Here is a 25,381-nt window from a genome sequence, read left to right on the forward strand (position 1 = left end):
TTCTCATATTTTTATTAAAAATAGCATTTATTTGACTACAGAAAGTAGCTGTTCCCCTTCAAAAATTGGACCTATTTCATTAACAGACAGCACATCTAAATACTCCGCTGTGTTTGTGACAATAATCATCGTAACGGTTTCAAATCCAGCTTCTGCAATCGCATGCCGGTCGAATTCAATGAGCGGCTGCCCTGCATTTATATAATCTTTTTCTTTCACCATTGCCTTAAAATGCTCTCCTTTTAAAGAAACCGTATCAATTCCAATATGAATTAAAATCTCCTCTCCGTCCTCTCCTTTAATGCCGATTGCGTGTTGAGAATCAGGAAGCACCATAACCGTGCCAGCGATAGGCGAAACTACGCGGTTTTCCCTAGGTTCAATTGCAATTCCTTTCCCCATAATTTCTTGAGCAAAAGTTGGATCTGACACTTGATGCAGCGGAACAAGTTCACCTTGTAAAGGAGAGAAGACGCTTTTTGTTTTACCACTTTTTTTCGCCTCTACTGCTAGAGAAACATTTTGCAGTGGCGCTTCTTCTTTGACAGGATGTTCTTCAAGTTTTATTGTATTTTTTTCTGTTTCTTCTGAAGCAATATCTTTAAATCCAAGAGTTAGTACCAAAACAGCTGGTAAAATAACGGCCGCTGCCGCTAAAGCCACGGCGACAATCAAATTGCCTGCTGCGCCGCTTGGATCTGCAAACGTAGGGACAGCAAATATTCCGACTAATCCTCCTAGTGTAAAAGCTTTAAACCCATACCACCCAGCAAAGCCACCGAGCAGTGCACTAGACGCAATAGCGTAATAAAAAGGTTTTTTTAACTTCATGTTTACCCCGTACATAGCAGGCTCTGTAATTCCGATAACAGCTGAAATGGCCGATGAAAACGCAACTTGCTTTAAATCTTTATTTTTCGTCTTCAACGCTACTCCGAATGCAGCTCCTCCTTGAGCGAGGTTGCTGATATACATCATCGGCATTAAAACATTGTCAAATCCATATACTTTTAGATTTTGAATGGCGATCGGACCTATTGCATAGTGCATACCCGTCATGATAATAAGAGGCATAAGACCTGCTAGTAAAAGACCTGCCAGCGGACCTGCTGTTTCAAACATCCATGAGAACATAATGGCTAACCCGTCTCCCATATACGTTCCAAGCGGACCGATTATCCATAACGTGATAGGTGCCGCAATTAAAAGTGCAAGCAACGGTGAAAACATGACAGTAATAGTAGCCGGCATCCATGAGCGAACAAATTTATATAGATACTTTAATAGAAGTACACCTAAAATAATCGGTATAACGCTAGACGTATAGTTCACGACTGGAATGGATATAAAATCGATTCCAAATAACGTGAATTCTTTTATTTTCGTAATGCCTCGCGCTGCATCTACAAAGGTCGGATACAGCATGGCAGCTGCTAAAGCAAGCGCTAAGTATTCATTTGTTTTAAACTTGCGAGCTGCTGAAACAGCTAAGAAAAATGGCAGAAAGTAAAAGACTCCGTCTCCGATTGCATTCAGCACTGCGTACGTATCACTTTCTATGCTCAGCCATCCTAGCGTAGCGAATAAAGCGACAAAAGCCTTTAGCATACCCGCACCAATAAGCGCTGGCAAAACAGGAGTAAAAATCCCCGAAATGCTGTCCATCACAAGTGAAACAACCCCTTGTTTCGTGCCGTTTTTTCCCTCAGCAGCGCTTCCGCTTCCTACCAAAGGTTCAACTTCTTCAAAAACTTCAGCAACTCTGTTTCCAATAATGACTTGAAACTGATCACCGGAAAATTGAGCGCCCATCACTCCTTTTATTTGCTTAATTTCCTCCACCTGGACTTTATTTTTATCATGAAGATTAAAGCGAAGTCTCGTCACGCAGTGCCAAGCCTGGTTAACATTCTGTGCTCCACCGATTTTATCTACTACTTCTTTAGCTGTTTCTTTATATGAAGTCATTTATATCCCTCCTTTTTTCAATAAAAAAACCCAAACAGATCACCGCATGTTTGTAACATGCAAATGTCTGCTTGGGTAATGCCTGATCGAGTCAGTAACAATCCTCCAATGAAGAAAAATTATTCAGTTTCTACTAGATTCGTCACTCGCCAAATGTGTAGCGTTAAGTAAAGCTTTTCATCTGAAGTCAAAGACCAACCATGCTGTTTATGAAGTAAATTAGCCACTTTTTCAACAGCTTTATATGCTTTTTCATACTTTGTTTTTACGACATCCAGCAGCGTAGCATCAACTTCAGGAGAAACATGTGGGTTCTGATCCAGCTGACGCAAAACAAAAAATCGTAGATGCGTGACAAAACGAGAATAGTTCATGGATTCTTCATCAAGTTTTAGCTGAAAATGATATTGAACAACATCGATAATTCGATTAATCACTTCAGTCATCTTCATCGTTTCTTCCACTTTTGCTTGTACATTCTGTGCGTTTACAAAATGATAGGTGAGAAACGTTTCTTCACTTTTAGGAAGCAGCACATCAAGCCGGTCATACACTAGTCGAATAGCGTTAACCGCAGCATTATACTCTTTCGGATAAAGCTTCTTAACTTCCCAGCGGCTTGGCTGCGCGTATTCAAGGCCATTATGGCTTCGTTCGATCGCAAAATTTAAGTGATCCGCAAGAGTCAAGTGAATATTAGTGCGAAAAGGCTCACCTATTTCTCTTTCTGCTTGCTTGATTAACTCTACAGAAACCTCGAGAATTTCTGGTTTGATGCTCTCTAGAATTTGAGCCAGCGGTCTACGAATATTGGACGACTCCGCCACAAACTTTCGTCGAATGACAGCCTTATCAACTGGATCACCTTTTTTCTTTTGGAAACCGACGCCTGTTCCCATGATGACCCATTCTACATTAGAGGAGTCTTTGACCAATGCTACGTTATTATTAAATACTTTAACAAATTTCATAGATGCTTCCCCCACATCAGAACAAACGTAAAAATCCCATCTTAAAAACACATGAACACATCACGTATTTTTAACACAGGTAATGCCTGATCGAATCAGTAACAATCCAGTTTTAAGTTATTACTGAAATTATATTCTACTATGAAAGCGATGTCAATACATAAAATACTGAATTTTTAACAATCTACTATTCTCATAAAGAAGCTGCTTATAAACGCGTTATCCCTCTACTATCCACTGCTCATTTCCCACATAAAACATCCACATTTTATTTCAACTGTGCTACATTTAACTAAAAATGCTTTCTTAATGAGGGATACAATTGTGAATTTAGATTTAACAGCTTATATAACGCTTATCTGCACGTCCGGTGTTCTTAATCTATACTTATGTTTTTACGTATTTATTAAGCGTCACCACTACGCTAACATTGCGCATTTATTTATTCTTCATACAGGCTTCACCACCGTTTATTGTATTGGTGCGGCATTTAGCTTACTATCCGTTAACCTCGAGGAAATGAAATTTTGGACCTTCATTCAATACGTGGGCATGCCTTTTTCACCTCCTGCAGGACTGCTGTTTGTTATGCAGTATGTCGGCATAAAGGTGAGGAAAAAACATACTTTTGCACTTTTTATCATTCCGTTTATTAGTTTGATCATGGTCGCAACAAATGACTGGCATCACCTTCATTACCGAGTGTTTGAAATTGACCCAGTTTTAGGTGCTCCTTACGTTCATCAAGAAATTGGACCATGGTACACGATTCACGGCATGTTCATCTTTTCGTCTATGTTCGTTGCTTTTTTGCTCGCCGTTTACCGCTGGAAAGAAACAGCCAAAGCTTACCGCCTGCAGCTAATTGCATTAATGGTGGGGCAATTAGTCCCTATCGTTACAGCTTTTGTCTATTTAATGGGCTTTACGCCGCAGGGAATTGATCCAGTTCCGATGGTTTTATGGGTTTCTTCTTTTTTATATTTATGGTCCATTAACTCGTCGCGTATGTTTACGGTCATGCCCGTTGCTAAAGATGCGATATTTAACAGCATCAATGACGGTGTTATCGTGCTTGATGAAGCTTACAGATTAATTGAATTTAACTTAGCGTCGAAGAACATGTTTCCGCAGCTAAAAAAAGCGATGTTTGGAAAACGTTTTGCTGATATTTGGTTCACGTTATCGGACAGTTCATTTCCTTTTACATTAGAAAATAGAAAAAGCAGTCAAGAGCTGCAGCTTTTTTCTGCGGATCAATTTCAGTATACGTATCAAGTTCGCACCTCTCCGTTGCAATATGCTAACAACAGTCACGGCTTGCTGCTTATTTTTACGGATATCACGGAGCTAAAAAGACTTCAGCTAAAGCTTGAAAATCAAGCTTATTACGATGAGCTGACGCAAATTTATAATCGCAGAGCATTTTTTCAGCGCAGCAAGCAAGCATTCGATGAAGCAAAAAAGTCCGTATCTTCTTTTACGCTTCTTTTACTTGATATAGATTATTTTAAAAAAGTGAACGATACGTATGGTCATTATACCGGCGATCAGGTGCTTGTACATGTCGTAAAAGCCTCCCAGTCCGTATTACCGCAAGGAGCTCTTTTTGCTCGGTACGGCGGTGAAGAATTTGTACTCGCGCTAAAGGGCTATACTTTATCCGAAGGCGAAACGCTGGCTGACCAAATTCGCCGTCACGTCGAGACTCAGCCCTTACTGATTAATGAAGAAACCATTTCTGTTACGCTAAGTCTTGGAGTAGCACAAGCGGAAAAACATGAAAATGAAACGTTAGATGAGCTGGTGAATAAAGCAGATATCGCCCTGTACGCTGCCAAACAACATGGACGCAACCAAGTACGTATACATAAAGAGATAAAAGAAATCCTAAAAAGAACCTAAACAGCACTGTTTCGGTTCTTTTTACTTTTGACTACTATTCTTTCATTTATCAAGTGAAAGTGTTAAAAGACTTGATTTTATCTATGTATTTGTAACTAGAGCATCCTATAAACTATACGTAGATCAAAAAAAGGAGAGATACAGATGAAGATTACACATATTCGTAACGCTACTCTAATTGTTGAATACGGAGGAAAAACGTTTTTAATTGATCCCATGTTAGCGGAAAAAGGTACGTACCCTCCTTTCCCAAATTCGATCAGACAAGATCAAAACAACCCATTAGTAAGCCTACCGTTATCGCTTGAAGAAATTATTGCTGATGTAGATGCGGTTATTGTCACTCACCTCCATTTAGACCATTTTGACGATGCCGCTAAACAGGCGTTGCCAAACGATATCAAAATGTTCGTTCAAAATGAAGAAGATGCCGCAGTAGTAAAAGAAGCTGGTTTTAAAAATGTAGAAGCACTCACAAAGAATACAGTCTTTCAAGGCATCCAATTAATCAAAACAAAAGGCGAACACGGAAGAGGAGAAATTTTAAAACTTGCCGGGTTAGTATGCGGAGTTGTCTTTAACCACGATAGCGAAAAAACGCTCTATGTAGCTGGAGATACGGTATGGTACCCTGCTGTTGGAGAAGAAATCAACACACATAAACCGGATGTCATTGTCGTAAACGGCGGCGATAATCAGTTTTTAGAAGGCGGTTCTCTTGTGATGGGGAAAGAAGATATTTACCAAGTTTTTAAAGCTGCTCCTCAGGCTACGATTATTTCTGTCCATATGGAAGCTGTAAATCACTGGACGCTATCAAGAGAAGAATTAAAAAGCTTTATCAAAGAAAAAGACATGACATCTAACGTCTTTGTTCCAGATGATGGCGAGGTTTATACTTTTTAAGAGAAAAGCTGAGATAAAAGTATTCTAGTTGAATGTAAATCCGAACGAGGAATCAAGATTCTTGATGGAGAATCAACTTCGTTCGGATTTTTTCATCGGTATGGTGAACGCAGGTTTCATGTATAGGGGTACTTCTAGCGGTTGATTGGAGGGCCTCCTGCGGGGAAACCGGAACAGGTGAGACCCCGCAGGAGCGTAAGGGATGAGGAGGCTCAGCGGCCGCCCGCGGAAAGCGAAGCCTTGCACGCAAATCAACCGCGGTGTTATAAGCGGTTCAGCTCATTTATTCCATTGGTTCATCTTTAGGTTAGATTCATGTAGTTATGTCCCAGCCTCTTTTTATAGCCGGTTAATTTATCAAGTAGTAGTCGTAGTAGCAACTGCTGAAGTGCTCGCAATAACCGCTAGCATAGCCGCTTGCTGGGCTTGAATAATCGTTTCAATCGTTGTATAGATGCCTGTTTCGATCACTCTAGAATCCTTTAGCTTTTCACTGATAACCAGATTAACCGCCAGCATAACATTGATGTCTTTATGCCACTTAAAAAGTTTATCTGCATTCAGCTGCTTTACCGCTTCATGGATAATTTCAATTTCAGCTTCCGGTTTTTCAAACAGTGCTAATAAGCCAATGACCGGGTAATGCATTGCTTTTACTTTCATACCTGCCGATTCACAGATTTCTTTTACTGCTAGGCACCTTTCAATAAGTGTATCCCCATGTAAGTTTTTATCGATTGCGAGAATATGACTTAAAAATTGAAGGTCATTTCCTTTTTTAAATCCATGCTGCGCCAATGTGGTATAAAAGTGTTCAATTTCACGCATCAAATCATCAACAAATTCGCTCGTTTCAGCTAATAGCACAGCAAGAGGTACATCACCGCTTGATGTAAGGAAGAGATGCTTTTTTTTCATGCCTTGATAAATTTCTACTGACCTTCGAACCATTTCTTTATGACTTCGACTTGACTCATTCGACAGCATAGCGGAAGCCGCGATATACGTAAATGCGCCTCTGGTAAACCCTCCTTGTACCAATTGATCATATACATCCAGAAATTCATGAAACGTTTCTTTTGGATTCTCATAGCGGGTATCTAGCATGGCTGCGATCGTAAAACGCTGCGATGATTTTAATGTGGAAAACATTCCTACTTGATTTTTAATATAGTCACTTAACTCTAGATAAGGCTGAAGCTGAAGCGATTTACCTTTCACTGCATACATAGAAGCGATAGCCATAAACTGCTTCGGATCTGCCACTTTCCATTTGAGTTCATTTTTTAAGCTGATATAAAAACCTCTATACTGATCTACTTTTTGTTGAATCGTTTCCGATAGCATATCAACACGTCCTTTATTCGTCGTTAGCTTATATACGTAACACTTCAATAAAAGTTTCAAATATTCGGTAAATAATCCGTACATTTATGACAATACGAAAAAGACCCCGGAATATTCCGGGGTCTTTTTCGTTCAGTTCTACCTATTAACCTCTTCCCGCTTGGAAAGAAGGATATTTTGTCATACCGCCATCAGCAAATAGTGTAATGCCTGTTACGTAGCTTGCTTGTGACGATGCTAAGAATGCTGCAACTGATGCAATTTCTTCCGGGTTGCCGATGTAGCCCATTGGAATCATGCTTTCTACGTCTGCACGCTGTTCTGGATCTGCGAATTTTTCAGCGTTGATTGGCGTATCGATTGCGCCTGGTCCAATGTTATTTACGCGGATACCTTTTGGCGCATATTCAAGAGCCAATGTTTCCGTCATTAGCTTCATACCGCCTTTACTTGCTGCATAGTGAACAAATAGTGGCCAAGGAATCATTTCGTGAACGCTGGACATGTTAATAACGTTTCCTTTAATGTCATTTTCAACAAAATATTTAATCGCTTCGCGGCTTCCTAAAAACGCGCCTGTTAAGTTTGTATCGATTACTTGATTCCAGTTTTCTAATGATAATTCATGTGAAGGAACTGGGTTTTCAACACCAGCATTATTAATCATAACGTCTAATGTGCCAAACTCTTTAACAGCTGTCTCTACAAGATTCACAACGTCTTCTTCTTTTGTTACGTCGCCTCGAACAACAATTGCTTGACCGCCAGCTTGTTCAATTTCTTTTTTTACTTCTAGCGCTTCATCTTCATTGCTGCGGTAGTTTACAACCACTTTTGACTGCTCTTGACCAAAACGAACGGCCATTGCGCGACCCAATCCTTTTGATCCGCCTGTTACAACTACTACTTTATCTTTTAAATCTGTATACATCTTGAAGTCCTCCTACTTTTCCTGCGTGATATGTCTTGCTATACTGTACTAATTATAAATACAGTTTAGGTTTTAAAAAGAGAATAAACATTTCTCTATCTCTTCTTTCTCAAACTGTCATTCCTTTGAAAAATAGCAAATTCATCTTTACTTCTTTCGTTACTTATCGTAACCAAGAGAAATAAAGTAGTCAAACTTTTTGTTTTATCATTCTTAGTATTTATTTTTATCACTTACTCTCTTCATCTCTGTTCCTTGCAGGATGTGGTTTCACACTTCCAATTAACACCACTTCAAAAGTTTAAACTTTTTCCCTTGCAATTCTTAAATCAATGCATTATATTGTTGATGTATCAATTATTGATATGTCAAACAATTTTCCACAATCAAAAATACGGAAATGACAATAAATAACCTTAACGCCTAAAAAGAAAGGAATAATGACTATGACTATAAAAGATTTTAACGAAATTGCTTTAAAACGTCGTTCAATTAAAAAATATGATCCTTCAGTAAAAATTAGCCGTGAGGAAATGGAAGAAATTCTTACAGAAGCTATGCGCGCTCCTTCTTCTGTTAATATGCAGCCGTGGCGCTTTGTTGTAATTGAAACGCCGGAAGGAAAAGAAAAGCTAGCTAAACTCGCAAAATTTAACAGTGAACAAGTTAATACATCTTCAGCTGTTATTGCCGTGTTTGGTGACATGAACAACGTTGAATATGCAGATGAAATTTTCGGCAAAGCAGTAGAGCTTGGCTATATGCCTCAAGACATTAAAGAACAGCAGCTAAATTTCTTTAAGCCGATTTATGAAAACATGCCAAAAGCTGATATGAAAGACATCGTTTTAATAGATTCCGGTCTTGTATCTATGCAGCTTATGCTTGTTGCTCGTGCTCACGGATACGATACAAATCCAATCGGCGGATATGAAAAAGAATTAATCGCAGAAGCATTCGGTTTAGATAAAGAACGTTATCTTCCAATTATGCTTATCTCAATCGGCAAAGCAGCAAGCGAAGGCCATGCTTCTTACCGTTTACCGGTCAATACGGTTACAACTTGGAAATAAGCAGCAGCTATTTCTGTTCATTGAATAAAGAGTTAAAAATGTGAAGTAAAAGGAGATTTTCTGATGAATAACTATCAAGAACTTACAAAAAAACAGCTTTCATTCTTTAATAGCGGTAAAACTAAAGACGTTGCGTTCCGTATCGAAACGCTAAAGAAATTAAGAGAACTTGTTGTACGTCATGAAGACGACATTTTAAAAGCAGTAAAAGCTGACCTTAACAAACCAGAATTTGAAGCAAAACGTGCAGAAGTTGGCCTTGTGCTAAGCGAAATCGACTTTGCAGTTGAGAACCTTGCAGAATGGGCAGCGCCAAAAGAAGTAGAAACACCATCTACTCACGCAGGAGCAAAAAGCTACATTTATCAAGATCCATACGGTTTAGCTCTAGTGATTGCACCATGGAACTATCCGTTCCAACTTGCTGTATCACCAGTAGTAGGAGCGATTGCTGCAGGTAACTGCGTGGTGTTAAAGCCTTCTGAATTAACACCTCATACGTCAAGCCTTCTTGCTAAGATGTTTAATGAAAACTTCCACGAAGAATACTTGACTGTAGTCGAAGGTGAAGTAGAAACAAGCACGGCTTTATTAAAAGAACACTTTGATTACATCTTCTTTACAGGAAGTACAATGGTCGGCAAAATTGTGGCAGAAGCTGCTGCTAAACATTTAACGCCTGTTACGCTTGAGCTAGGCGGAAAAAGTCCTACAATTGTACACGAAGATGCAAATATTAAAGAAGCAGCAAAACGCATTGCGCGCGGTAAATTTGCAAATGCTGGCCAAACTTGCGTAGCGCCAGACTACATTCTTGTTCAGCGAAATGTAAAAGACGAGCTGCTAGCTAACCTAAAAGAAGTCGTAACAAACACGTACGGCGAAGATGTTTCACAAAACCTAGACTTCCCTCACGTAGTGAGCGAAAAGCATTTTGATCGCCTTAGCAACTTCTTAACAAACGGAGATATCGTTTTTGGAGGCAAAACGGACCGTTCTCGTCTGTTTATTGAACCAACTGTTCTTGACAACATCTCATGGGAAAACGATGTAATGCAAGATGAAATCTTTGGACCAATTCTTCCAGTCATCGTATACGACGAAATCTCAGAAGTGATTGAAGCAATCGTAAAACGTCCAAAACCATTAGCACTTTATCTTTTCTCTGAAGATGAAGCGATTCAAGATCACATTTTAAACAGCGTGTCATTCGGCGGCGGTTCTATCAATGATACGATTAACCATATGACATCTCACTACCTTCCATTTGGCGGCGTAGGTGACAGCGGAATGGGTGCGTATCACGGAAAAGCAAGCTTTGATACATTTTCACATGCAAAAAGCATCTTAAAACGTTCAAATAAATAAAGAAAAGAAAAGCCGAAGTCACGAGTTGACTTCGGCTTTTTTACTCGTTCATTTGTTTAGTTATTTGTTCATATTGCTCTTCCTTTTCTGTAGAAATAGCTAAATCATAAAGAATATGCAAAAAATATTTTTTATCTTGAACAAATAGATATTCTTCTTCAAAGCCTTTAGAGATGTATACCGCAAACTCCCAAATATCGTCGTAATAAGCTGGTCCAATGGCCTCAGCGAGATTTCCAAGCGTTTTGAGCAGCTCCATCGTAATGATAATATTCCGTCTCGCATAGTGCCGTATATTAGCAAATCCATCATATAAAAAGTCCTCAAATTTTTTGTCAGGGATCACCATTCGTATCACGCCGCTGTCATCAACTAAGTAAGAAGAAAATTGACTAACATCACAAATTTCCCGAAGAATATCGCTAATTTGGTGAATGGAGTTAACCGCCGTTTTGAAGTCATCATTTCCTAGTGATTTAATCGCCATCTCCACAAACTTCGTAATAATATACGTAGTGTCTTGAATATCAGTCTGAGATTTCCCTACATGGATATATTGGTGAAAGACGGTGCAATCCATTTCATCGTGCTCTGTCGAATCTCTATGCCAATAATAAAACAATACGGTTCCGCTGAGCACATAATCCCCTACTTCACGCTCCATTTTTATCACTAAATTATGCTCTTTGGCACAGTGAATCAGTTGGCTGTAGTTCAACGTTTGAATATAACCGGATGTTTGAATACATACCGGCTTTTTCTCTCCTTTTGGAAAGGAAAATTGTTCGCTATGACTAGACTGCGTTCGATGAATCTCCAGTTCCTCTCGAATCGTTGTCTTAATTGCTTTTATGGACGCTGTTTTCATCGATTGAGTCATATGATTTACTTGCAGCCACCTAACAGAATGATTAATAAAGTAGACAAACGTGCCAGCACTAAAAACAGACAGGGCTGTCGTCACAAACGGAATCGCAAAATATCCGTCTACTTGAGAGCTGTTTAAAAATAAAAAAACAAAAAGTGTATACAAAAAACTCCCTATAAAAATACCCAAAATTCGCTGAGTAGACTTAGAAGAAGCAAAGTTTTTTAACACGCGAGGAGAAAACTGAGCTGCAAATGATGTAAACACAACAAGCATTAAATTAAAAGTAAATGTCGTAATTGACAGAATGCCCGGCATAATCGTACTCACTAACGTATTGGTTAAACTCATGTTGATTGAAAAAAATGAAGGAACTTTCTCTCCTACTTTGCAATAATAGTCGAGAAACAGCGTCAATGCAGCTAAAAGAACAGAAAAAAAAGCATAAATTAAGGGACTAAACCATATTTGGCTATTTAACTCATCTTTGAACGCACGAGGAGAAAGCTGTTTCCTTGCCGCTATCCATCTAAATGTATTCATATAAACCCTTCCTTTTTATTTGTAAATCTCTAACTTTTTTCTTAGTTCCCTAAATTTTTCTGATTATGCTTATATAATGGAAAAAATCTATTTTTTAAGGTATAACTGTACAAAGCAAAAAAGAGGTTGAGACATACTTAATTATTTCGATTTAAATACGTACAAATAGGATATATGAGCTGAACTGCTTGTGACACCGCAGTTGATTTCCGTGCAAGACTTCGCTTTCCGCGGGCGGCTGGTGAGTCTTAGCCTTGCCCTCCAATCAACTGCTAGAAGGAACTGAATGAATATATGAAAGCTATGTTCACCATACAAATAAAAAATCCGAACGCGTTGGATTCTCAATTAAGAATCCATCTCGTTCGGATCTTCTTTCAACTAACCTAATTTTATCCCAGCCTCTTTTGACTCTTATCTTTTTACCAGCCCCGGCTCGCTCCTCCGCCTCCAGAGCTGCCGCCTCCCCCTCCGCGAGGACCGCTTCCGCCGCTGCCACCACCTCCGCCTCTTCCTCCAAACATCACAAGGAAGTTTAGCAGAAATTGTGTAATCGCTCCTTTAAAAAAGACGAAGTCGACTATAAGCAAGCCCACAATAACAGCTGCAATCAGCAGCGTTTGAAGTGTTGTTAAATGAACACCGCTATCAGAAGGCGGGGATGCTTTTGGCACTTTTTGTTCAAAATCTGTTCCTAAATCATACTCTTTCACGACTTGGTTATAAACAGCTTTGTATGTACTTTCTAGAGCCGTATCGTATTTGTCATTTTTTAAGTTAGGAATGGCATAAGAATCTAAAATTTCTCCAGACTTGATATCGGTAATGGCTCCTTCTAGCCCGTATCCTACTTCAATCCGAATCTTCCGTTCCTCTTTAGCGAGCAAAATGAGAACGCCATTATTCAGCTTTTTATCACCGAGCTGGTACTTTCGAAAAGCTTCATTTGCATACTCTTCTACATCCGAATCACCTAATGAATTCACGGTAAGAATAGCTACTTGAGCTTTCGTTTCATCATCCAGTTTTCTGCCCATTTGGTTTATTTTAGCTTTTTCCTGATCGTTTAATAGATGAGCAAAATCTTGAACGTAAATATCGCCTACCGGATTTGGAATATCAGGTGCAGCAAAAGCAACGCTTACCATATTACATAAAAGAGACAATAATAAAGCAAACGAAGCAAGAAATTTCATCAATTATCGCTCCCAAAATCAACTTTCGGCGCTTCTTTTTCTTCATTTGTTACTTCAAAATATGGCTTTTTGTCAAAACCGAACGTACGCGCTAACATGTTTTTAGGAAATCGCTTAACCGATTTATTGTATTCTGTAACTTCATCGTTATAGTCTTTACGTGCTACAGCGAGTCGATTTTCCGTTCCTTCTAAACTGTCCATTAAGCTTCTGAAGCTTTCATTAGCTTTTAAATCGGGATATTTTTCAACCACTACAAGCAAGCGGTTTAATGCGCTGCTTAACTGTTGATCAGCATCAGCTTTGTTCTCAGGAGTTTTAGCTCCAGCTAGCTGCGCTCTTGCCTGAGTGACTGAATCAATCGCTTCCTGCTCATGCTTAGCGTAGCCTTTTACCGTTTCCACTAAGTTAGGAATTAAATCAGATCGTCTTTTTAATTGGTTATCTACTTGGGAAAATTTATTATCTACATTTTCCTCTGCGCTCACGAAGCTATTGTAAGAGCTCACTCCATAAATTGCAACAATCACTAACACAATGATCGTAGCGATCAAACCTTTGTTTTTCAATGTACTACCTCTTTTCCTCATCAAAATAATTAATCTACTTACTAATACGAGCCAGTGGCAAAAAAGATTCATTATTTACCAATTTTTATTAGATTTACATAGATGACGCATACCTACACTGTTCTTATAGCGCCTCTTTTTATAGTCTCGCCTCTTTCTTGAACATGTCATACCTTACTATTTTATTGGTATTAAGATAAAGGGATTAGCTTTATATGTACGGGAATGGAAAAGATGTCGTGCACTGTAAAAAGTAAGCGGAAGCTTATCCTATATCTCCGCAGCAAGAAAATAAGCTAAAAAGCTGCTTACAACTTCAATTGTTATAAGCAGCTCACCTTTATATCTGATTTCCATACGCGCTATCAATATTCGCTAAATCTGTTTGATCAAATACATCGGGGTCCACATTCGTATTTTTCATTCGCGCACAAGCAGCTGAAATGTCTCCATAGGTTGAGTTGATTCCAACAGATTTAACATCCGCTGTGTGTCCGTTGTGAAGAACTTCTCCAAAATTCATCGATCCGTTTCTTGCCATACCATTAATTCTCGTGTTACAGATGTTAATAACTCCTGCCATGCTCATACCACCTTTTCTTCAAGTGAATTCGTACATCGTATGTTGTGACAAGCCTATGTGTGAAAAGTTTTTATAAAACAAAAAGCAAGGTACAAACATTAGTGAATTTATTCATTTCACCCTGCTTCACCCAAAGTTTCCACATGTTTTTATGCTTTTTCTGTTACAATAAATGCATAAGTTATTTTTCATCCATATTGTTTGAAGGAGGATACGTAATATGGACGAACCAAAAGATATTCAACCTAAAGTAGAAAAAAGTTTCGAACTGATTGGCAAGAAGTGGACAGGATTAATCATTTATGTACTTATGAGCGGTCCTAAACGCTTTAGTGAATTAAATGAAAGTATACCAGCCTTAAGCAGAAGGCTTTTGACAGAACGGATTAAAGAGCTTGAAGACCACGGAATCGTTGTCCGAAATGTTATTCCAGACCGCCCTATTCGTTCTGAATATTCGCTGACTCAAAAAGGAACAGAGCTAGGCAAAATATTAGGGCCGATTAGCCAGTGGGCAGAAAGCTGGGTCCAAGATTAATGTCAGTTACTAAAATTACTCCATAGAAAGGATGAGCATCATGGCAAATGTTCTCTATATTACTGCACACCCTTTAGCCGAAGACGAATCGCTTAGCATGGCTGTGGGGAAAGAATTTATCGACGTGTATAAGCAAACACATCCAGAAGATGATGTGGTTCATTTAGATTTATATCAAGCAGATATTCCATACTTAGATGCAGACGTATTTAACGGATGGAAAAAGCTTCGTTCTCACTCTTCCATCCAGGATTTAACAACGGATGAACGATTAAAAGTGGGACGATTAGCCGAACTAGGCGGACAGTTCGTACTCGCTGACAAATATATTTTTGTTACGCCAATGTGGAATTTTTCCGTTCCTGCGATTATGAAAACGTACATTGATGCGATTACCGTGTCAGGCAAAACCTTTACATATACAAAAGAAGGCGCTCAGGGATTGCTTAAAGGAAAAAAAGCAATTCACATTCAATCCCGCGGAGACGTGTATTCAGAAGGCCCTGAAATAGCAAGAGAAATGGGCCATCGCTATTTGGAAATCATGATGGACTTCTTTGGAATCGAAGCGTTTAAAAGCATTATTATTGAAGGGCAAGTGAAATTCCCGGATCAAATTCCGCAAATTAAAGAAAAAGCACTCCAAAAAGCCCGTTCAATGGCCAAGACGTTTTAAATTCAATAAAAATCAAAAAGACCTCGAAGCTGATCGAGGTCTTTTTCTTTTCTTCCCTCCTTTCTATCTTATATTTCCCTTGAAATAATCCACTCTTTCTAAATCGTTCTACCCTAAAAACATGTCTTAAATGAACCATTAAACGCTGTTATTTTTTGTTACCATTAATAACGTACGAAACAAAAATACACGATTTTTCTTTTTCATTTTTTAATTATCTACGTTCAAAAAAGATAGTTCCTCTAAATCAATAACGTTTAAAATCACGCTTTAAACAGAAATACACCCTTTATTTTAAAGGGTTTAGCTACAAAATCCAAAAGCGTAATACTCTTAAAAACGTTTGTGAATATGATAAAACCCAATAAAAAACCTTTGACTAAATTTGTTACGTAAGTTACTATTAATAACGTAGTAGATGTTTTCGAACATATTATTTTTAATTATGAAACAACATTTATATATTGAAGACAGAAAGGTGAAAAGAATTATGGCAAAAGTATTATATATTACAGCAAACCCTAACAATGCTACGCAATCATTCAGTATGGCTGCGGGAGACGCATTCATTAACGAGTATAAAGAAGTAAACCCAACGGATGAGGTGGTTCACGTTAATTTATATCAAGAGCATATCCCTCACATCGACGGCGATGTATTCAGCGGATGGGGTAAACTTGGAAGCGGCGCAGAATTTGACGCGCTTACTCCTGAAGAACAGCGCAAAGTTGCTCGCTTAAACGAGTTAAGTGACCAATTTGCTCAAGCGGACAAATATGTATTTGTTACACCAATGTGGAACTTCTCATTCCCACCAGTGATGAAAGCATACTTAGATGCTGTAGCAGTAGCTGGAAAATCATTTAAATATACAGCAGAAGGTTCTGTAGGTCTATTAACAGATAAAAAAGCTTATCATATTCAAGCAAACGGCGGTATCTACTCTCGCGGCCCTGCTGGTGAACTAGAAATGGGTCATCGCTATATGCGCATTATGATGAACTTCTTCGGGGTTCCTTCTATCGGAAGCCTATTTGTAGAAGGGCAGGCTGCAATGCCAGATAAAGCACAAGAAATTAAAGAAGACGGCATTGCGCGCGCTAAAGAAGCTGCACGTACGTTCTAATAAAAAATGTAAGCATAAAAAAAGGAACATCTCCCCATGTTCCTTTTTTATGCTTATAATTATATCTTTGCTTCCCCGCGCAGTAGCGAATAAATATATGTATCAAACGGGATGCCGTTTTGGAACATGTACTCTCTTAGCGTCCCTTCCTTTTTAAATCCTAATTTGCTCAACAAGGAGATCGATCCACTATTTTGCGTAAATACAATCGCTCCTATGCGATTTAATTGAAGTTCGTTGAAGCCATAAGAAATCGCTTCATGAACGGCTTCTGTTGCGTATCCTTTGTTCCAATACTCCGGAAAAAGAGCATAGCTTACGTTTGCTTTCTTATGCCCAGAAGACCACTCTTGAAACCCTATTGTTCCAATCAGCTTTTCTTTTCCTTTTAGCTGAATCCCCCATTTAATCAATTGCTTTTCTTCGTAGCTTTTGGAAAAATTCTTAATGATCTCCTTCACTTGGTTGATCGATTCTAAAGGTTTTTGCCCGTAATAGCGCAGCACCTCTTCATCAGAAAAGCATTCTAAAATCTCACCGGCATCATCTTCTACAATTTTTCTTAATATCAGCCGTTTTGTCTCTAATTCCGGAAACATTTTCTTCCCTCTTTTCTGCGTAGCTCATATATCTACGGTAAACCATACTATTCTCCTCTCAACTAGCAATATCCTGCTAAAACCTCACCCGAGAGGACTCATTTCCTATCCAAATAGTCGATTTACAGCGGAGATAGTGGTATTTTATATAGTGGGCATAAGTTGCTTTTTATCAACACAGAGGCGGTGAACGCAGAAATGAACCAAGATAAAGAATTGCTGTCCACGATACACGCTCTTCAAAAAGAGCTGCAGCAAGAAAAAGAAAACCGTGCGTATATGCAAAAAGATATGGACGAACTAAGAAGCGCTTTATTACAATCAGAACAAGTAAAACAAAACTTAATTGATCAGCTAGAAAAGAAAGTCGATTTGATTTTAATGTTGATTCAAAAAGGAGACGCATAAAGGAATGGATTTTTTTAAAAACAGCAAAATACTATACACTATTGTAGCACTTGTGATTGCCCTCATCGCTGTATTTACCAACAATTCGCCTATTTCCCTCATTCAGCAGCATGAAAATTCAAGCAGCACATCGAGTAGCACATCGGACACTGCATCAAGCAACCAATGCTCTGCAGAGACTCAAAGCGACAGGCTATTTACCGGCAAAGAACTTGTCTTACAAGAAGGAAATGATAAATACGGATATTGCCACATTGTCGCGCATATGCAAAAACCAGGCGTTGACAATTATCAAGGTAAAAGCCAATTCAGCAAGTATTTAAATGAAAAACAAGCGATGTCTATTGCTGAAGAAGTCATTAACGAAGGTGAAGACGGCACCAACAATAAATCTGGCAACTACGTTAAAGAAAAGTATATTAGTTCTTTAAACCAAGAAGTTAGAGTTGTGTATACTGACTACAGAGGTAAAGACTACGACTACAGCGTAACGACCATGTATCCAATTGGTCATTAATAATAATGCAGTGAATAAAAGCAGGCGCATGCCTGCTTTTTTTATTTTACCTCTATTTATGATTTACACCTTTAAAAAAGTCTCTGTAAATTTACAGTAGCACTTTTACCTCTTGGACATAGTCTAAATATAAAAAAGAAACAGCCCCTTGCTTCTTTTTTAGAAAGAGGTTAAAAAATGAGTAACAAGTACAGAGTTAGAAAAAACGTATTACATCTTACCGACATGGAAAAAAGAGATTTTGTTCGTACCGTGCTAATACTAAAGGAAAAAGGGATATATGACCGCTATATAGCCTGGCATGGTGCAGCAGGTAAATTTCATACTCCTCCGGGCAGCAATCGAAATGCAGCACATATGAGTTCTGCTTTTTTACCGTGGCATCGTGAATACCTTTTACGATTCGAACGTGACCTTCAGTCAATCAATCCAGAAGTAACCCTTCCTTATTGGGAATGGGAAACGGATGCACAGCTGCAGGATCCCTCACAATCACAAATTTGGAGTGCAGATTTTATGGGAGGAAACGGAAATCCCAAAAAAGATTTTATCGTCGATACCGGGCCATTTGCAGCTGGGCGCTGGACGACGATCGATGAACAAGGAAATCCTTCCGGAGGGCTAAAACGTAATTTTGGAGCAACTAAAGAGGCACCTACACTGCCTACTCGAGATGATGTTCTCGATGCTTTAAAAATAACCCAGTATGACACTCCGCCTTGGGACATGACCAGCCAAAACAGCTTTCGTAATCAGCTTGAAGGATTTATTAACGGGCCGCAGCTTCACAATCGCGTACACCGTTGGGTTGGCGGACAGATGGGCGTTGTCCCTACTGCTCCGAATGATCCTGTCTTCTTTTTACACCACGCAAATGTGGATCGTATTTGGGCTGTATGGCAAATTGTTCATCGCAATCAAAACTATCAGCCGATGAAAAACGGGCCATTTGGTCAAAACTTTAGAGATCCGATGTATCCTTGGAATACAACCCCTGAAGACGTTATGAACCATCGAAGGCTTGGGTACGTATACGATATAGAATTAAGAAAATCAAAACGTTCATCATAAAACGTTCTAGAAACAGCGGTATACAATCAAAACAGGTAAACTCCTTCCCTTCTGACATAACTTATAAGGCCACAAGCATCGTAAAACTCACTGCTTCATTTCCATTCACCATAAAATATAGTTAATCAACCATAATTGGGCTGTGAATAAGCTTCATATGAGGGTCTTGAAACATATGAATAAGTTATCAAAGCTTTATAAAAGTTTTATAAATGAAGGGAAGATATCAAAATGCATAATAACGTAAACGCACCTTTTAGTTCTAATGAAAATATGCCGTTCTCACCTGCTATGGCTCACCACGGCTATACAGCTCCTACTTATGAGCACATGATACCACACTGCGGATATTTCATGCCGGATTATGGATATGAAGCTCCTTGCCACAGAGGTAATGGTTTTGCCATTATCATCGTACTGTTTATTTTACTCATTATTATTGGTGCTTGTGGTTTCGGTTTCCGTCACGATGATTGTTAACCTAAAAAACTCCAGTATAAACACTGGAGTTTTTTCATGTCTTAATAGGCGGCAGGCACCTTAAGAATTCTATAGCGTTTCGTCCAAATCTAGCGGTCTCAGCTTCTCTTCGATTTCTTTGCGCTTAGGCTCTAAAAATGGCGGCAGCGCTAATGTTTGGCCCATCGTTTCAAGCGGTTCATCGGTCGCAAATCCAGGTGTGTCCGTTGATAATTCAAATAAAATGCCGTTTGGTTCTCTGAAATAAAGTGCTTTAAAATAGTATCGTTCTACTTTACCGGAATTCGGCAGACTGTTTTCGTTTAACCGGCTTGCCCACTTATTGTATTCTTCTTCATTTGGAACACGGAATGCAACGTGATGAACGCCACCGCGACCTAAGCGAACTTTCGGCAAATCGGGTCTCGTTTCAATATGAACTTCGGCTCCGCTTCCGCCTTCACCTGTTGCATAAACCAAAATATCTCTATGGTCTCCTGCAAGAGATGGATAAGAACCCACGTAGCGAAATCCCATAATATTTGTCAGTACGTCAACAGTTGGTTCTGCCGTACCCACCGTTAGCGTGACCGGTCCTAAACCGATAATCGCATGTTCTAACGGAATGTCTTCGCGCTTCCACGGCACGCCTGCTCTTACCCCTTTTTCACCGTTGTCCGCAACAAGAAGCAAACGTGTCCCTTCATAATCTTTAAATGCTAACGTATCACGATTAGCTCGTTTAGCTATTTCTTCATATTCCACTCCGTACTGCTCGAAGCGCTCTTTCCAAAAGTGTAAAGAATCCGTACTTTTAACGCGAAGCGAAACAGTCGAAATGTCAGATGCACCTTGATGCGTTCTTGCAAGCCCCGGAATATCAAAAAACGTTACTTCCGTTCCTGGCGTCCCTTCTCCATCTGCATAAAACAAGTGGTAAGACTGAGTGTTATCTTGATTCACCGTTTTTTTTACTAATCGCATGCCTAAAACTTTGGTGAAAAACTGATAGTTTTTCTCAGCTTTCCCCGTCAAAATAGATACATGATGCAACCCTAACAATTCCATCTGCTCCGCCTCTTTTCATAATATATAAATTTTTTAACTTTCACTGAAATTACCTTTAATTTAATTATCTTTAATTAAAGATAATTTTAAAGGAGATACAGCCTGTTTGTCAATAACAAGAAAATGTTGTGAACATAAAAAAGAAACTAAACACATAGTTAGTTTCTCTTTATCTTCCCTTTAACAAACTGCTGATCTTTTCCAACAGCGGTTACTTCTTAAGGAATCGCTGCACATTTTGCTTCATCAGCTCCGCAATTTTTGTTTCATTTTCACGAGACGTCTGCTCTAATTTTTTTATGACTAACTGTTGTCTTTCGACTGAATGATTTTGACTTATCTTTTGTTTGCCTTCCATTTTGCTGATGTCGATTTTAAACCCAATGATTCCTTTGCTTAAACCATTCATATAAGCAGGATCAACGTCATTTAGTGTATATGTACTGCTCGGGCTTTCATATTTCTCCACCATCTTCCTCAGCAGCTCAAACAGTTCTGTTGGTTCTTCAATCATTTTCATGGTGCCATACACGTGAACAGCTTCATAATTCCATGTTGGTACAGCTTGATTCGTTTCATACCAAGACGGTGAAATATAACAGTGAGGCCCTTGAAAAACAACCAAAATTTCTTGATTTTCAGCATCTTTCCACTGCAGATTCGGACGAGCAAAATGTCCGTATAAAGCTTTTTCTTTCCGGTTTAACATCAGGGGCAAATGAGTAGCATAAGGCTTTTCATTATGATACGAAAACAAAGTGGCGAATCCATTATCTTCAATAAATTCATACATTATTTGTTCCTCATTCACTTTAAAATACTTTGGAATATACATCAGCGCTTCTCCTTTATCTCTTATTTAGTAAAAGATATAATACTATACGTGTTTGCAACAGCGTCAGTTATGAACTTTTTATGGAGGTCAGCAAACATTTAACCATTTATGAATGGATTTTTTAAGAAGCTTATGCTACACTGCTGCGATGTAAACCGCTGATTTTTTATTTGTATTTATTTAGCACATGATGTAATTAGATACATGTTGGTTAAATAAAGATTCAGGAACTCAAAAAAAGAAGAGCTTGTTTAAAACAGCTCCTTTCTCACGTTTATCTATACAATTGAGGATTTTTTTCTCGTTTGATAGGTCCGTCTTTGGCGATATGCCACTCAATGACGCGGTCCGTCAAACGATCGTATACGTCGTCTTCTAAATATGGATCTTCTGCCGAAGTGAGCAAGGTGTGAACATCGGCTTTTATTTCGGCTAACATAGCTGCGCTGAATACATCCGAGTCATTTAATACGTCTAGTATATATAACACCAGCATCTCAAATCCGCCGTCCCAATTGGCATTTCCGTTGCCTTGAGCTTCACAGCGAAGCCTTTCAATGGCTCGGATGACCTCTCCTTCTACGATATCCGACTGCCCATTTCTGGGAACATAATTTAACCATAGTTCTTTTGCTTCATCAAAATATTTCATTCTGCACTCCTTCTTTCAGAATTTTATTCCTTTTTATGTTTTTGATTCATTGCCGTTCCAAAAGCAACACCTAAGGACGTTCCTATCGCAATACCTAACCCAATATTATCCATAAGAATCCCAAGAGAAGTCCCCATCGCAACGCCCAGACCTAATCCCATTCCTAGATAATCTGTCTTTTTCTTTTCTTCAGACAAAAAACCACTCCTTTTTCTACTGTTTTATTGATACCTTTTATACGTAATAACCGCGCTAAAAGTTTCATAAAAATGGAAAAAAGCAGTCGCTGTAACTGCTTTTTATTTTTAGATGATGAGCTGATAAACGGCCCCTCCCAGCAGCAAAACCGACGTAAGTATACAGATCACCCCAAATACGTACATCGTTTTACGTGCAGAAAAATACAAACAACTCAACAGGAAAAGGTATCCAAAACTTAAGAAAAGGGCATTTTAAAAGTAACGAAATTTTGCTTACTTAAAAAGGATGGATTGCATTGACACCAAACCAACAGGAATATCTTAAAAAAATACATAGCACACAAAAAAATCTAGCCAAAACGTGGGCTGAATATTGGCAGCACTACTCCACTCCAGGCTCTTGGCAGTTTTGGGTTACCTTGGGCGCTTTCATTTTACCTTTAGTCATTCTCTATTTTTCAATTGACCGAAAAAAAGCCTTTCACTTAGGGTTTTATGGATTTAACGTGCACGTTTGGTTTCACTATAGTGATACCGCTGGAGTTTATAACGGGCTGTGGACGTATCCTTACCAAATCAACACAATCATACCCGTAAGCTTTAGCCTAGATGCTTCGCTTATTCCTGTCTCTTTTATGCTTCTTTATCAATGGACAATTAACCATCATAAAAATTACTATGTATATGCAACTGCTCTTTGTTTGTTTTTTGCTTTTATTTTCAAACCGCTATTAACAGGGATTGGCTTTTTCCAGCTGCATGAATGGGCTACTTACGGTCATTTATTTGTATTTTATCTCGGTGTGATACTGCTATCAAAATGGATTACCAATCTGTTTCTTTATTTTGAAAAACAACATTAAATTTGATAAGTGTCATCAATAAAAAACGTAAGCATCTTTAAAAGACCTTACGTTTTTTGTAATTGTTTTATTTACTAGTTGCCTGCTTCCTTAGAAGGTAACAGGCTTTGTTTATCTCACAGCATTTTGCAGGCAGATCCTTTTCCTTGTGTTAATTTAGAACATGCTGCATCTAGCAATAATAAAACTTCTGCTACTAGAGAGAATCGCGATTTTTCTAAGCCCTGCTTAAATTAGCATTGTATAAGTCCATTAAACTGCTTAAATCATCTAACAGCGGACAGTGACCCACACCTTTCATAATTTTTAACGTCGCATTTTCCCCTATGCCTTTCGCGATGTCAGATGCATCTCTTGTAGAAACCATCTTATCTTCATCTCCTTGAATAACCATAGTAGGAATCGTAATTTTTTCTACCTCTCCTGTTCCTTGAACAACACCATTAAAATCATTTGAAATATTAAATCTCATGAGTGCGTAGTTGATGTCAATTAAATTGCGCTGCTTGATCGTTTCTTGTAAATACTTTTCAAATTGATCAGCAGATGGCTTGTTTTTTGTATATAAAAATTGACGCAGCATCATTTTTAAAAACCATATATTTTTTGTTTCTTTTGCGTTTTCTACCATTCTAAATGCTTCTTTTACTTCTTCTTTGGTTTGTATAAAGTTGTTAGGAATAGGCAGTTCTAGAAAAGTTCTTCTCGGGATGGGATAGCCTTTGATGTTGACGGAGCTTAAGAGAATTAAATTTTTGGCATCATGAGGATAATCAATTACATACTGCATGGCCACTGCTCCTCCTAGTGACCAGCCGCTTATTGTAAAAGCAGACAACTTTAAAGCATCTGCAAACAGCTTGACGTCATCTGATAAGTCTTTGATTGTGTGGATAGGTGTATGATATGTGGAGTCTCCAAATCCTCTTAAATCGATCGCATAAGCTGTGATATGTTCTGGAAGTTCGTTCATTAATACATCCCAGTTAAGGGAAGAGTTCATGTTTCCGTGAATTAACAAAAGTACCTCTTTTCCGCCCTTTTTCTTTCGGTAATTTACTATTTCTCCATTTGGTAATTCTACTTTTTCTTGTTCTAAAGCAGATACGGTCATCGCTATTTTCCTCTTTTCTTATATAATTAGAACGATAGCTAGCATTTATTTTTACATACCCTATTTATCAAGATTTAAGCAGTTAGAAAGAAACCGTGCAAACACGAATAGATTCTATGTCATTCTATTTGCTAAAAAAGGCAGCCAAATACGCTATTTGGCTACCTTTTTAGGATGAAGAAATATACGGATGAGCAACAAGGCCATTACTTTTTCGGTGCGTCTAATGCTTGATAGGCAAGCTGATATTTCCCGCCTTCAGCCACTTCTGCATGGTACAGAGCTTTAAGAGCAAAGTTTTTTTCAAGGCTGTGCTCTTTCATCAGTCCATTCAGCTTACCTTGCAGTTCCTGATTGTCTTTAATGAGCTGCTTCATCTGTGATTTTAAATATTTCATGGTGTTTTCCGCTCCTTTCACTTGATGAATATCTATCAAGTATATCACTTAAGGATAGGATAATGGTAAAACGACTTACGATTGAGCGATTAAATCTGTACCGCTCTGTTCTTTAAGCGTGCTACAAGCGGAACGACGATGATACCCGCTATAACCACTTGCATCACATTTCCCGGTATAGAGCCGAGTGGAACGATCCAGTTATGATAAAGAATCACTTCGGCAACATAGTAGCCGACGACTTTTACAATCAGCGCAGCAACAACTGCCAGTGTGTTCACAAGTGCTCTTTTACCAGGTGCTTTTTCAGATATAAGACCTGCTAAAAAGCCCATGGCCCCTACGATAATAAACGTAAACGGCGCCCATGCTGTCCAGCCGGAGATGAGGTCGAATAACCCCATTCCAAAAGCCCCTGCGATGGCTCCTGTTTTTTTGCCGTAAATAAAGGCTGCTATAAAAAGAGGAACGTTGCCTAAATGGATAAGGCCTCCGTTACCCATGATTGGAAGCTTTATGTTGATAAACATTGTCGCTACAAACGTCAGTGCGATAAAAAGCGCATGCATGGATAAAGCTTTGATTTTGGTTGATTCTCTTGGTGAGTATGTTGAATTCATCTGTTGACC

General features: G+C 38.7%; 28 protein-coding genes. 12 read left to right on the plus strand and 16 right to left on the minus strand.

Annotated elements, in window-relative coordinates; translation table 11 throughout:
• Nucleotides 1-27 precede the first annotated feature (27 nt).
• Together ACN6NE_RS01030 and ACN6NE_RS01035 are read right to left on the minus strand one after the other, a co-directional pair.
• Nucleotides 28-1,968: a beta-glucoside-specific PTS transporter subunit IIABC gene (locus ACN6NE_RS01030; protein WP_129703058.1), complete on the minus strand. Its 1,941-nt coding sequence runs from the start codon at nt 1,966-1,968 to the stop codon at nt 28-30.
• Nucleotides 1,969-2,087: 119 nt separating this feature from the next.
• The gene (locus tag ACN6NE_RS01035; RefSeq protein WP_029323116.1) at nt 2,088-2,939 is read right to left on the minus strand and encodes a PRD domain-containing protein; all 852 of its coding nucleotides are present in this window, start codon (nt 2,937-2,939) and stop codon (nt 2,088-2,090) included.
• A 324-nt stretch (nt 2,940-3,263) separates the two neighbouring features.
• Here ACN6NE_RS01035 and ACN6NE_RS01040 point away from each other — a divergent pair, with 324 nt between their 5' ends.
• Together ACN6NE_RS01040 and ACN6NE_RS01045 are read left to right on the plus strand one after the other, a co-directional pair.
• Nucleotides 3,264-4,844: a histidine kinase N-terminal 7TM domain-containing diguanylate cyclase gene (locus ACN6NE_RS01040; RefSeq protein WP_474324132.1), complete on the plus strand. Its 1,581-nt coding sequence runs from the start codon at nt 3,264-3,266 to the stop codon at nt 4,842-4,844.
• A 144-nt stretch (nt 4,845-4,988) separates the two neighbouring features.
• On the plus strand, nt 4,989-5,750 hold the full coding sequence (locus tag ACN6NE_RS01045) for an MBL fold metallo-hydrolase (RefSeq protein ID WP_129703062.1): 762 nt from the start codon (nt 4,989-4,991) through the stop codon (nt 5,748-5,750).
• 357 nt (nt 5,751-6,107) lie between these two features.
• Here ACN6NE_RS01045 and ACN6NE_RS01050 read toward each other — a convergent pair whose 3' ends face one another.
• Nucleotides 6,108-7,097 (minus strand): DUF4003 family protein, encoded by a 990-nt coding sequence (locus ACN6NE_RS01050; protein ID WP_474324135.1) that lies wholly within the window; start codon nt 7,095-7,097, stop codon nt 6,108-6,110.
• Nucleotides 7,098-7,242: 145 nt separating this feature from the next.
• On the minus strand, nt 7,243-8,028 hold the full coding sequence (gene gdh, locus ACN6NE_RS01055) for a glucose 1-dehydrogenase (protein ID WP_060745243.1): 786 nt from the start codon (nt 8,026-8,028) through the stop codon (nt 7,243-7,245).
• Between the two features lie 446 nt (nt 8,029-8,474).
• On the opposite strand from gdh, the gene ACN6NE_RS01060 reads away from it, so the two are divergent.
• Both ACN6NE_RS01060 and ACN6NE_RS01065 read left to right on the plus strand, forming a co-directional pair.
• Nucleotides 8,475-9,101, plus strand: a complete 627-nt coding sequence (locus ACN6NE_RS01060) for a nitroreductase family protein (RefSeq protein ID WP_129703066.1) — start codon at nt 8,475-8,477, stop codon at nt 9,099-9,101.
• 63 nt (nt 9,102-9,164) lie between these two features.
• Nucleotides 9,165-10,469 carry an aldehyde dehydrogenase gene (locus tag ACN6NE_RS01065; protein WP_474324137.1) on the plus strand — a complete coding sequence of 435 codons (1,305 nt, stop codon included), beginning with the start codon at nt 9,165-9,167 and terminating at the stop codon, nt 10,467-10,469.
• 40 nt (nt 10,470-10,509) lie between these two features.
• Here ACN6NE_RS01065 and ACN6NE_RS01070 read toward each other — a convergent pair whose 3' ends face one another.
• From ACN6NE_RS01070 to ACN6NE_RS01085, 4 genes are all read right to left on the minus strand, one after another.
• Nucleotides 10,510-11,880: a DUF2254 domain-containing protein gene (locus tag ACN6NE_RS01070; RefSeq protein WP_129703070.1), complete on the minus strand. Its 1,371-nt coding sequence runs from the start codon at nt 11,878-11,880 to the stop codon at nt 10,510-10,512.
• A gap of 422 nt (nt 11,881-12,302) precedes the next feature.
• Nucleotides 12,303-13,076 (minus strand): TPM domain-containing protein, encoded by a 774-nt coding sequence (locus ACN6NE_RS01075; protein ID WP_474324139.1) that lies wholly within the window; start codon nt 13,074-13,076, stop codon nt 12,303-12,305.
• A complete protein-coding gene (locus tag ACN6NE_RS01080; protein ID WP_474324141.1) occupies nt 13,076-13,645 on the minus strand; it encodes a LemA family protein in 570 nt (189 codons plus the stop codon). Before ACN6NE_RS01080 ends, ACN6NE_RS01075 begins: the two co-directional genes overlap by 1 nt.
• Before the next feature lie 340 nt (nt 13,646-13,985).
• A complete protein-coding gene (locus ACN6NE_RS01085) occupies nt 13,986-14,228 on the minus strand; it encodes a spore germination protein (protein WP_474324142.1) in 243 nt (80 codons plus the stop codon).
• A gap of 220 nt (nt 14,229-14,448) precedes the next feature.
• On the opposite strand from ACN6NE_RS01085, the gene ACN6NE_RS01090 reads away from it, so the two are divergent.
• From ACN6NE_RS01090 to ACN6NE_RS01100, 3 genes are all read left to right on the plus strand, one after another.
• Nucleotides 14,449-14,766 (plus strand): winged helix-turn-helix transcriptional regulator, encoded by a 318-nt coding sequence (locus tag ACN6NE_RS01090; protein ID WP_013058076.1) that lies wholly within the window; start codon nt 14,449-14,451, stop codon nt 14,764-14,766.
• 40 nt (nt 14,767-14,806) lie between these two features.
• Entirely contained in the window at nt 14,807-15,442 is a 636-nt protein-coding gene (locus ACN6NE_RS01095; protein ID WP_129703081.1) for an FMN-dependent NADH-azoreductase, read from the plus strand.
• A gap of 490 nt (nt 15,443-15,932) precedes the next feature.
• On the plus strand, nt 15,933-16,568 hold the full coding sequence (locus ACN6NE_RS01100; RefSeq protein WP_129703083.1) for an FMN-dependent NADH-azoreductase: 636 nt from the start codon (nt 15,933-15,935) through the stop codon (nt 16,566-16,568).
• 59 nt (nt 16,569-16,627) lie between these two features.
• On the opposite strand, the gene ACN6NE_RS01105 is transcribed toward ACN6NE_RS01100, so the two are convergent.
• Nucleotides 16,628-17,167, minus strand: coding sequence for a GNAT family N-acetyltransferase (locus ACN6NE_RS01105; protein WP_129703085.1), 540 nt, complete (start codon nt 17,165-17,167; stop codon nt 16,628-16,630).
• A 198-nt stretch (nt 17,168-17,365) separates the two neighbouring features.
• Here ACN6NE_RS01105 and ACN6NE_RS01110 point away from each other — a divergent pair, with 198 nt between their 5' ends.
• The 4 genes from ACN6NE_RS01110 (at nt 17,366) to ACN6NE_RS01125 (ending at nt 19,643) form a co-directional block, all read left to right on the plus strand.
• A complete protein-coding gene (locus ACN6NE_RS01110) occupies nt 17,366-17,575 on the plus strand; it encodes a hypothetical protein (protein ID WP_129703087.1) in 210 nt (69 codons plus the stop codon).
• A 52-nt stretch (nt 17,576-17,627) separates the two neighbouring features.
• Nucleotides 17,628-18,092, plus strand: coding sequence for a hypothetical protein (locus ACN6NE_RS01115; protein ID WP_240702241.1), 465 nt, complete (start codon nt 17,628-17,630; stop codon nt 18,090-18,092).
• 177 nt (nt 18,093-18,269) lie between these two features.
• Nucleotides 18,270-19,163: a tyrosinase family protein gene (locus ACN6NE_RS01120; protein ID WP_129703091.1), complete on the plus strand. Its 894-nt coding sequence runs from the start codon at nt 18,270-18,272 to the stop codon at nt 19,161-19,163.
• 291 nt (nt 19,164-19,454) lie between these two features.
• Entirely contained in the window at nt 19,455-19,643 is a 189-nt protein-coding gene (locus ACN6NE_RS01125; protein WP_474324319.1) for a YjcZ family sporulation protein, read from the plus strand.
• Nucleotides 19,644-19,712: 69 nt separating this feature from the next.
• Here ACN6NE_RS01125 and ACN6NE_RS01130 read toward each other — a convergent pair whose 3' ends face one another.
• The 4 genes from ACN6NE_RS01130 to ACN6NE_RS01145 form a co-directional block, all read right to left on the minus strand.
• Nucleotides 19,713-20,690, minus strand: a complete 978-nt coding sequence (locus ACN6NE_RS01130; protein ID WP_098326100.1) for a ring-cleaving dioxygenase — start codon at nt 20,688-20,690, stop codon at nt 19,713-19,715.
• 211 nt (nt 20,691-20,901) lie between these two features.
• Nucleotides 20,902-21,525, minus strand: a complete 624-nt coding sequence (locus ACN6NE_RS01135) for an FMN-binding negative transcriptional regulator (protein WP_474324145.1) — start codon at nt 21,523-21,525, stop codon at nt 20,902-20,904.
• Nucleotides 21,526-21,799: 274 nt separating this feature from the next.
• Nucleotides 21,800-22,177 (minus strand): hypothetical protein, encoded by a 378-nt coding sequence (locus ACN6NE_RS01140; RefSeq protein ID WP_129703098.1) that lies wholly within the window; start codon nt 22,175-22,177, stop codon nt 21,800-21,802.
• Nucleotides 22,178-22,200: 23 nt separating this feature from the next.
• Entirely contained in the window at nt 22,201-22,374 is a 174-nt protein-coding gene (locus ACN6NE_RS01145) for a glycine zipper domain-containing protein (RefSeq protein ID WP_165351626.1), read from the minus strand.
• 299 nt (nt 22,375-22,673) lie between these two features.
• On the opposite strand from ACN6NE_RS01145, the gene ACN6NE_RS01150 reads away from it, so the two are divergent.
• Nucleotides 22,674-23,240 carry a CBO0543 family protein gene (locus ACN6NE_RS01150; RefSeq protein ID WP_129703100.1) on the plus strand — a complete coding sequence of 189 codons (567 nt, stop codon included), beginning with the start codon at nt 22,674-22,676 and terminating at the stop codon, nt 23,238-23,240.
• Nucleotides 23,241-23,457: 217 nt separating this feature from the next.
• On the opposite strand, the gene phaZ is transcribed toward ACN6NE_RS01150, so the two are convergent.
• From phaZ to ACN6NE_RS01165, 3 genes are all read right to left on the minus strand, one after another.
• A complete protein-coding gene (gene phaZ / locus ACN6NE_RS01155; protein ID WP_129703102.1) occupies nt 23,458-24,354 on the minus strand; it encodes an intracellular short-chain-length polyhydroxyalkanoate depolymerase in 897 nt (298 codons plus the stop codon).
• A 206-nt stretch (nt 24,355-24,560) separates the two neighbouring features.
• Nucleotides 24,561-24,752 (minus strand): hypothetical protein, encoded by a 192-nt coding sequence (locus tag ACN6NE_RS01160; RefSeq protein WP_013058089.1) that lies wholly within the window; start codon nt 24,750-24,752, stop codon nt 24,561-24,563.
• An 89-nt stretch (nt 24,753-24,841) separates the two neighbouring features.
• Nucleotides 24,842-25,372, minus strand: coding sequence for an ECF transporter S component (locus ACN6NE_RS01165; RefSeq protein ID WP_129703104.1), 531 nt, complete (start codon nt 25,370-25,372; stop codon nt 24,842-24,844).
• Nucleotides 25,373-25,381: the final 9 nt, after the last annotated feature.

Source organism: Priestia sp. 53B2 (assembly GCF_056099005.1).

Bases quoted from the DNA above. Each gene is read 5' to 3' on its own strand.
- ACN6NE_RS01030 (WP_129703058.1), bottom strand. From the start codon at position 1,968: ATGACTTCATATAAAGAAACAGCTAAAGAAGTAGTAGATAAAATCGGT.
- ACN6NE_RS01035 (WP_029323116.1), bottom strand. From the start codon at position 2,939: ATGAAATTTGTTAAAGTATTTAATAATAACGTAGCATTGGTCAAAGAC.
- ACN6NE_RS01045 (WP_129703062.1), top strand. From the start codon at position 4,989: ATGAAGATTACACATATTCGTAACGCTACTCTAATTGTTGAATACGGA.
- ACN6NE_RS01050 (WP_474324135.1), bottom strand. From the start codon at position 7,097: ATGCTATCGGAAACGATTCAACAAAAAGTAGATCAGTATAGAGGTTTT.
- gdh (WP_060745243.1), bottom strand. From the start codon at position 8,028: ATGTATACAGATTTAAAAGATAAAGTAGTAGTTGTAACAGGCGGATCA.
- ACN6NE_RS01060 (WP_129703066.1), top strand. From the start codon at position 8,475: ATGACTATAAAAGATTTTAACGAAATTGCTTTAAAACGTCGTTCAATT.
- ACN6NE_RS01065 (WP_474324137.1), top strand. From the start codon at position 9,165: ATGAATAACTATCAAGAACTTACAAAAAAACAGCTTTCATTCTTTAAT.
- ACN6NE_RS01070 (WP_129703070.1), bottom strand. From the start codon at position 11,880: ATGAATACATTTAGATGGATAGCGGCAAGGAAACAGCTTTCTCCTCGT.
- ACN6NE_RS01075 (WP_474324139.1), bottom strand. From the start codon at position 13,076: ATGAAATTTCTTGCTTCGTTTGCTTTATTATTGTCTCTTTTATGTAAT.
- ACN6NE_RS01085 (WP_474324142.1), bottom strand. From the start codon at position 14,228: ATGGCAGGAGTTATTAACATCTGTAACACGAGAATTAATGGTATGGCA.
- ACN6NE_RS01090 (WP_013058076.1), top strand. From the start codon at position 14,449: ATGGACGAACCAAAAGATATTCAACCTAAAGTAGAAAAAAGTTTCGAA.
- ACN6NE_RS01095 (WP_129703081.1), top strand. From the start codon at position 14,807: ATGGCAAATGTTCTCTATATTACTGCACACCCTTTAGCCGAAGACGAA.
- ACN6NE_RS01100 (WP_129703083.1), top strand. From the start codon at position 15,933: ATGGCAAAAGTATTATATATTACAGCAAACCCTAACAATGCTACGCAA.
- ACN6NE_RS01105 (WP_129703085.1), bottom strand. From the start codon at position 17,167: ATGTTTCCGGAATTAGAGACAAAACGGCTGATATTAAGAAAAATTGTA.
- ACN6NE_RS01110 (WP_129703087.1), top strand. From the start codon at position 17,366: ATGAACCAAGATAAAGAATTGCTGTCCACGATACACGCTCTTCAAAAA.
- ACN6NE_RS01120 (WP_129703091.1), top strand. From the start codon at position 18,270: ATGAGTAACAAGTACAGAGTTAGAAAAAACGTATTACATCTTACCGAC.
- ACN6NE_RS01125 (WP_474324319.1), top strand. From the start codon at position 19,455: ATGGCTCACCACGGCTATACAGCTCCTACTTATGAGCACATGATACCA.
- ACN6NE_RS01130 (WP_098326100.1), bottom strand. From the start codon at position 20,690: ATGGAATTGTTAGGGTTGCATCATGTATCTATTTTGACGGGGAAAGCT.
- ACN6NE_RS01135 (WP_474324145.1), bottom strand. From the start codon at position 21,525: ATGTATATTCCAAAGTATTTTAAAGTGAATGAGGAACAAATAATGTAT.
- ACN6NE_RS01140 (WP_129703098.1), bottom strand. From the start codon at position 22,177: ATGAAATATTTTGATGAAGCAAAAGAACTATGGTTAAATTATGTTCCC.
- phaZ (WP_129703102.1), bottom strand. From the start codon at position 24,354: ATGACCGTATCTGCTTTAGAACAAGAAAAAGTAGAATTACCAAATGGA.
- ACN6NE_RS01160 (WP_013058089.1), bottom strand. From the start codon at position 24,752: ATGAAATATTTAAAATCACAGATGAAGCAGCTCATTAAAGACAATCAG.
- ACN6NE_RS01165 (WP_129703104.1), bottom strand. From the start codon at position 25,372: ATGAATTCAACATACTCACCAAGAGAATCAACCAAAATCAAAGCTTTA.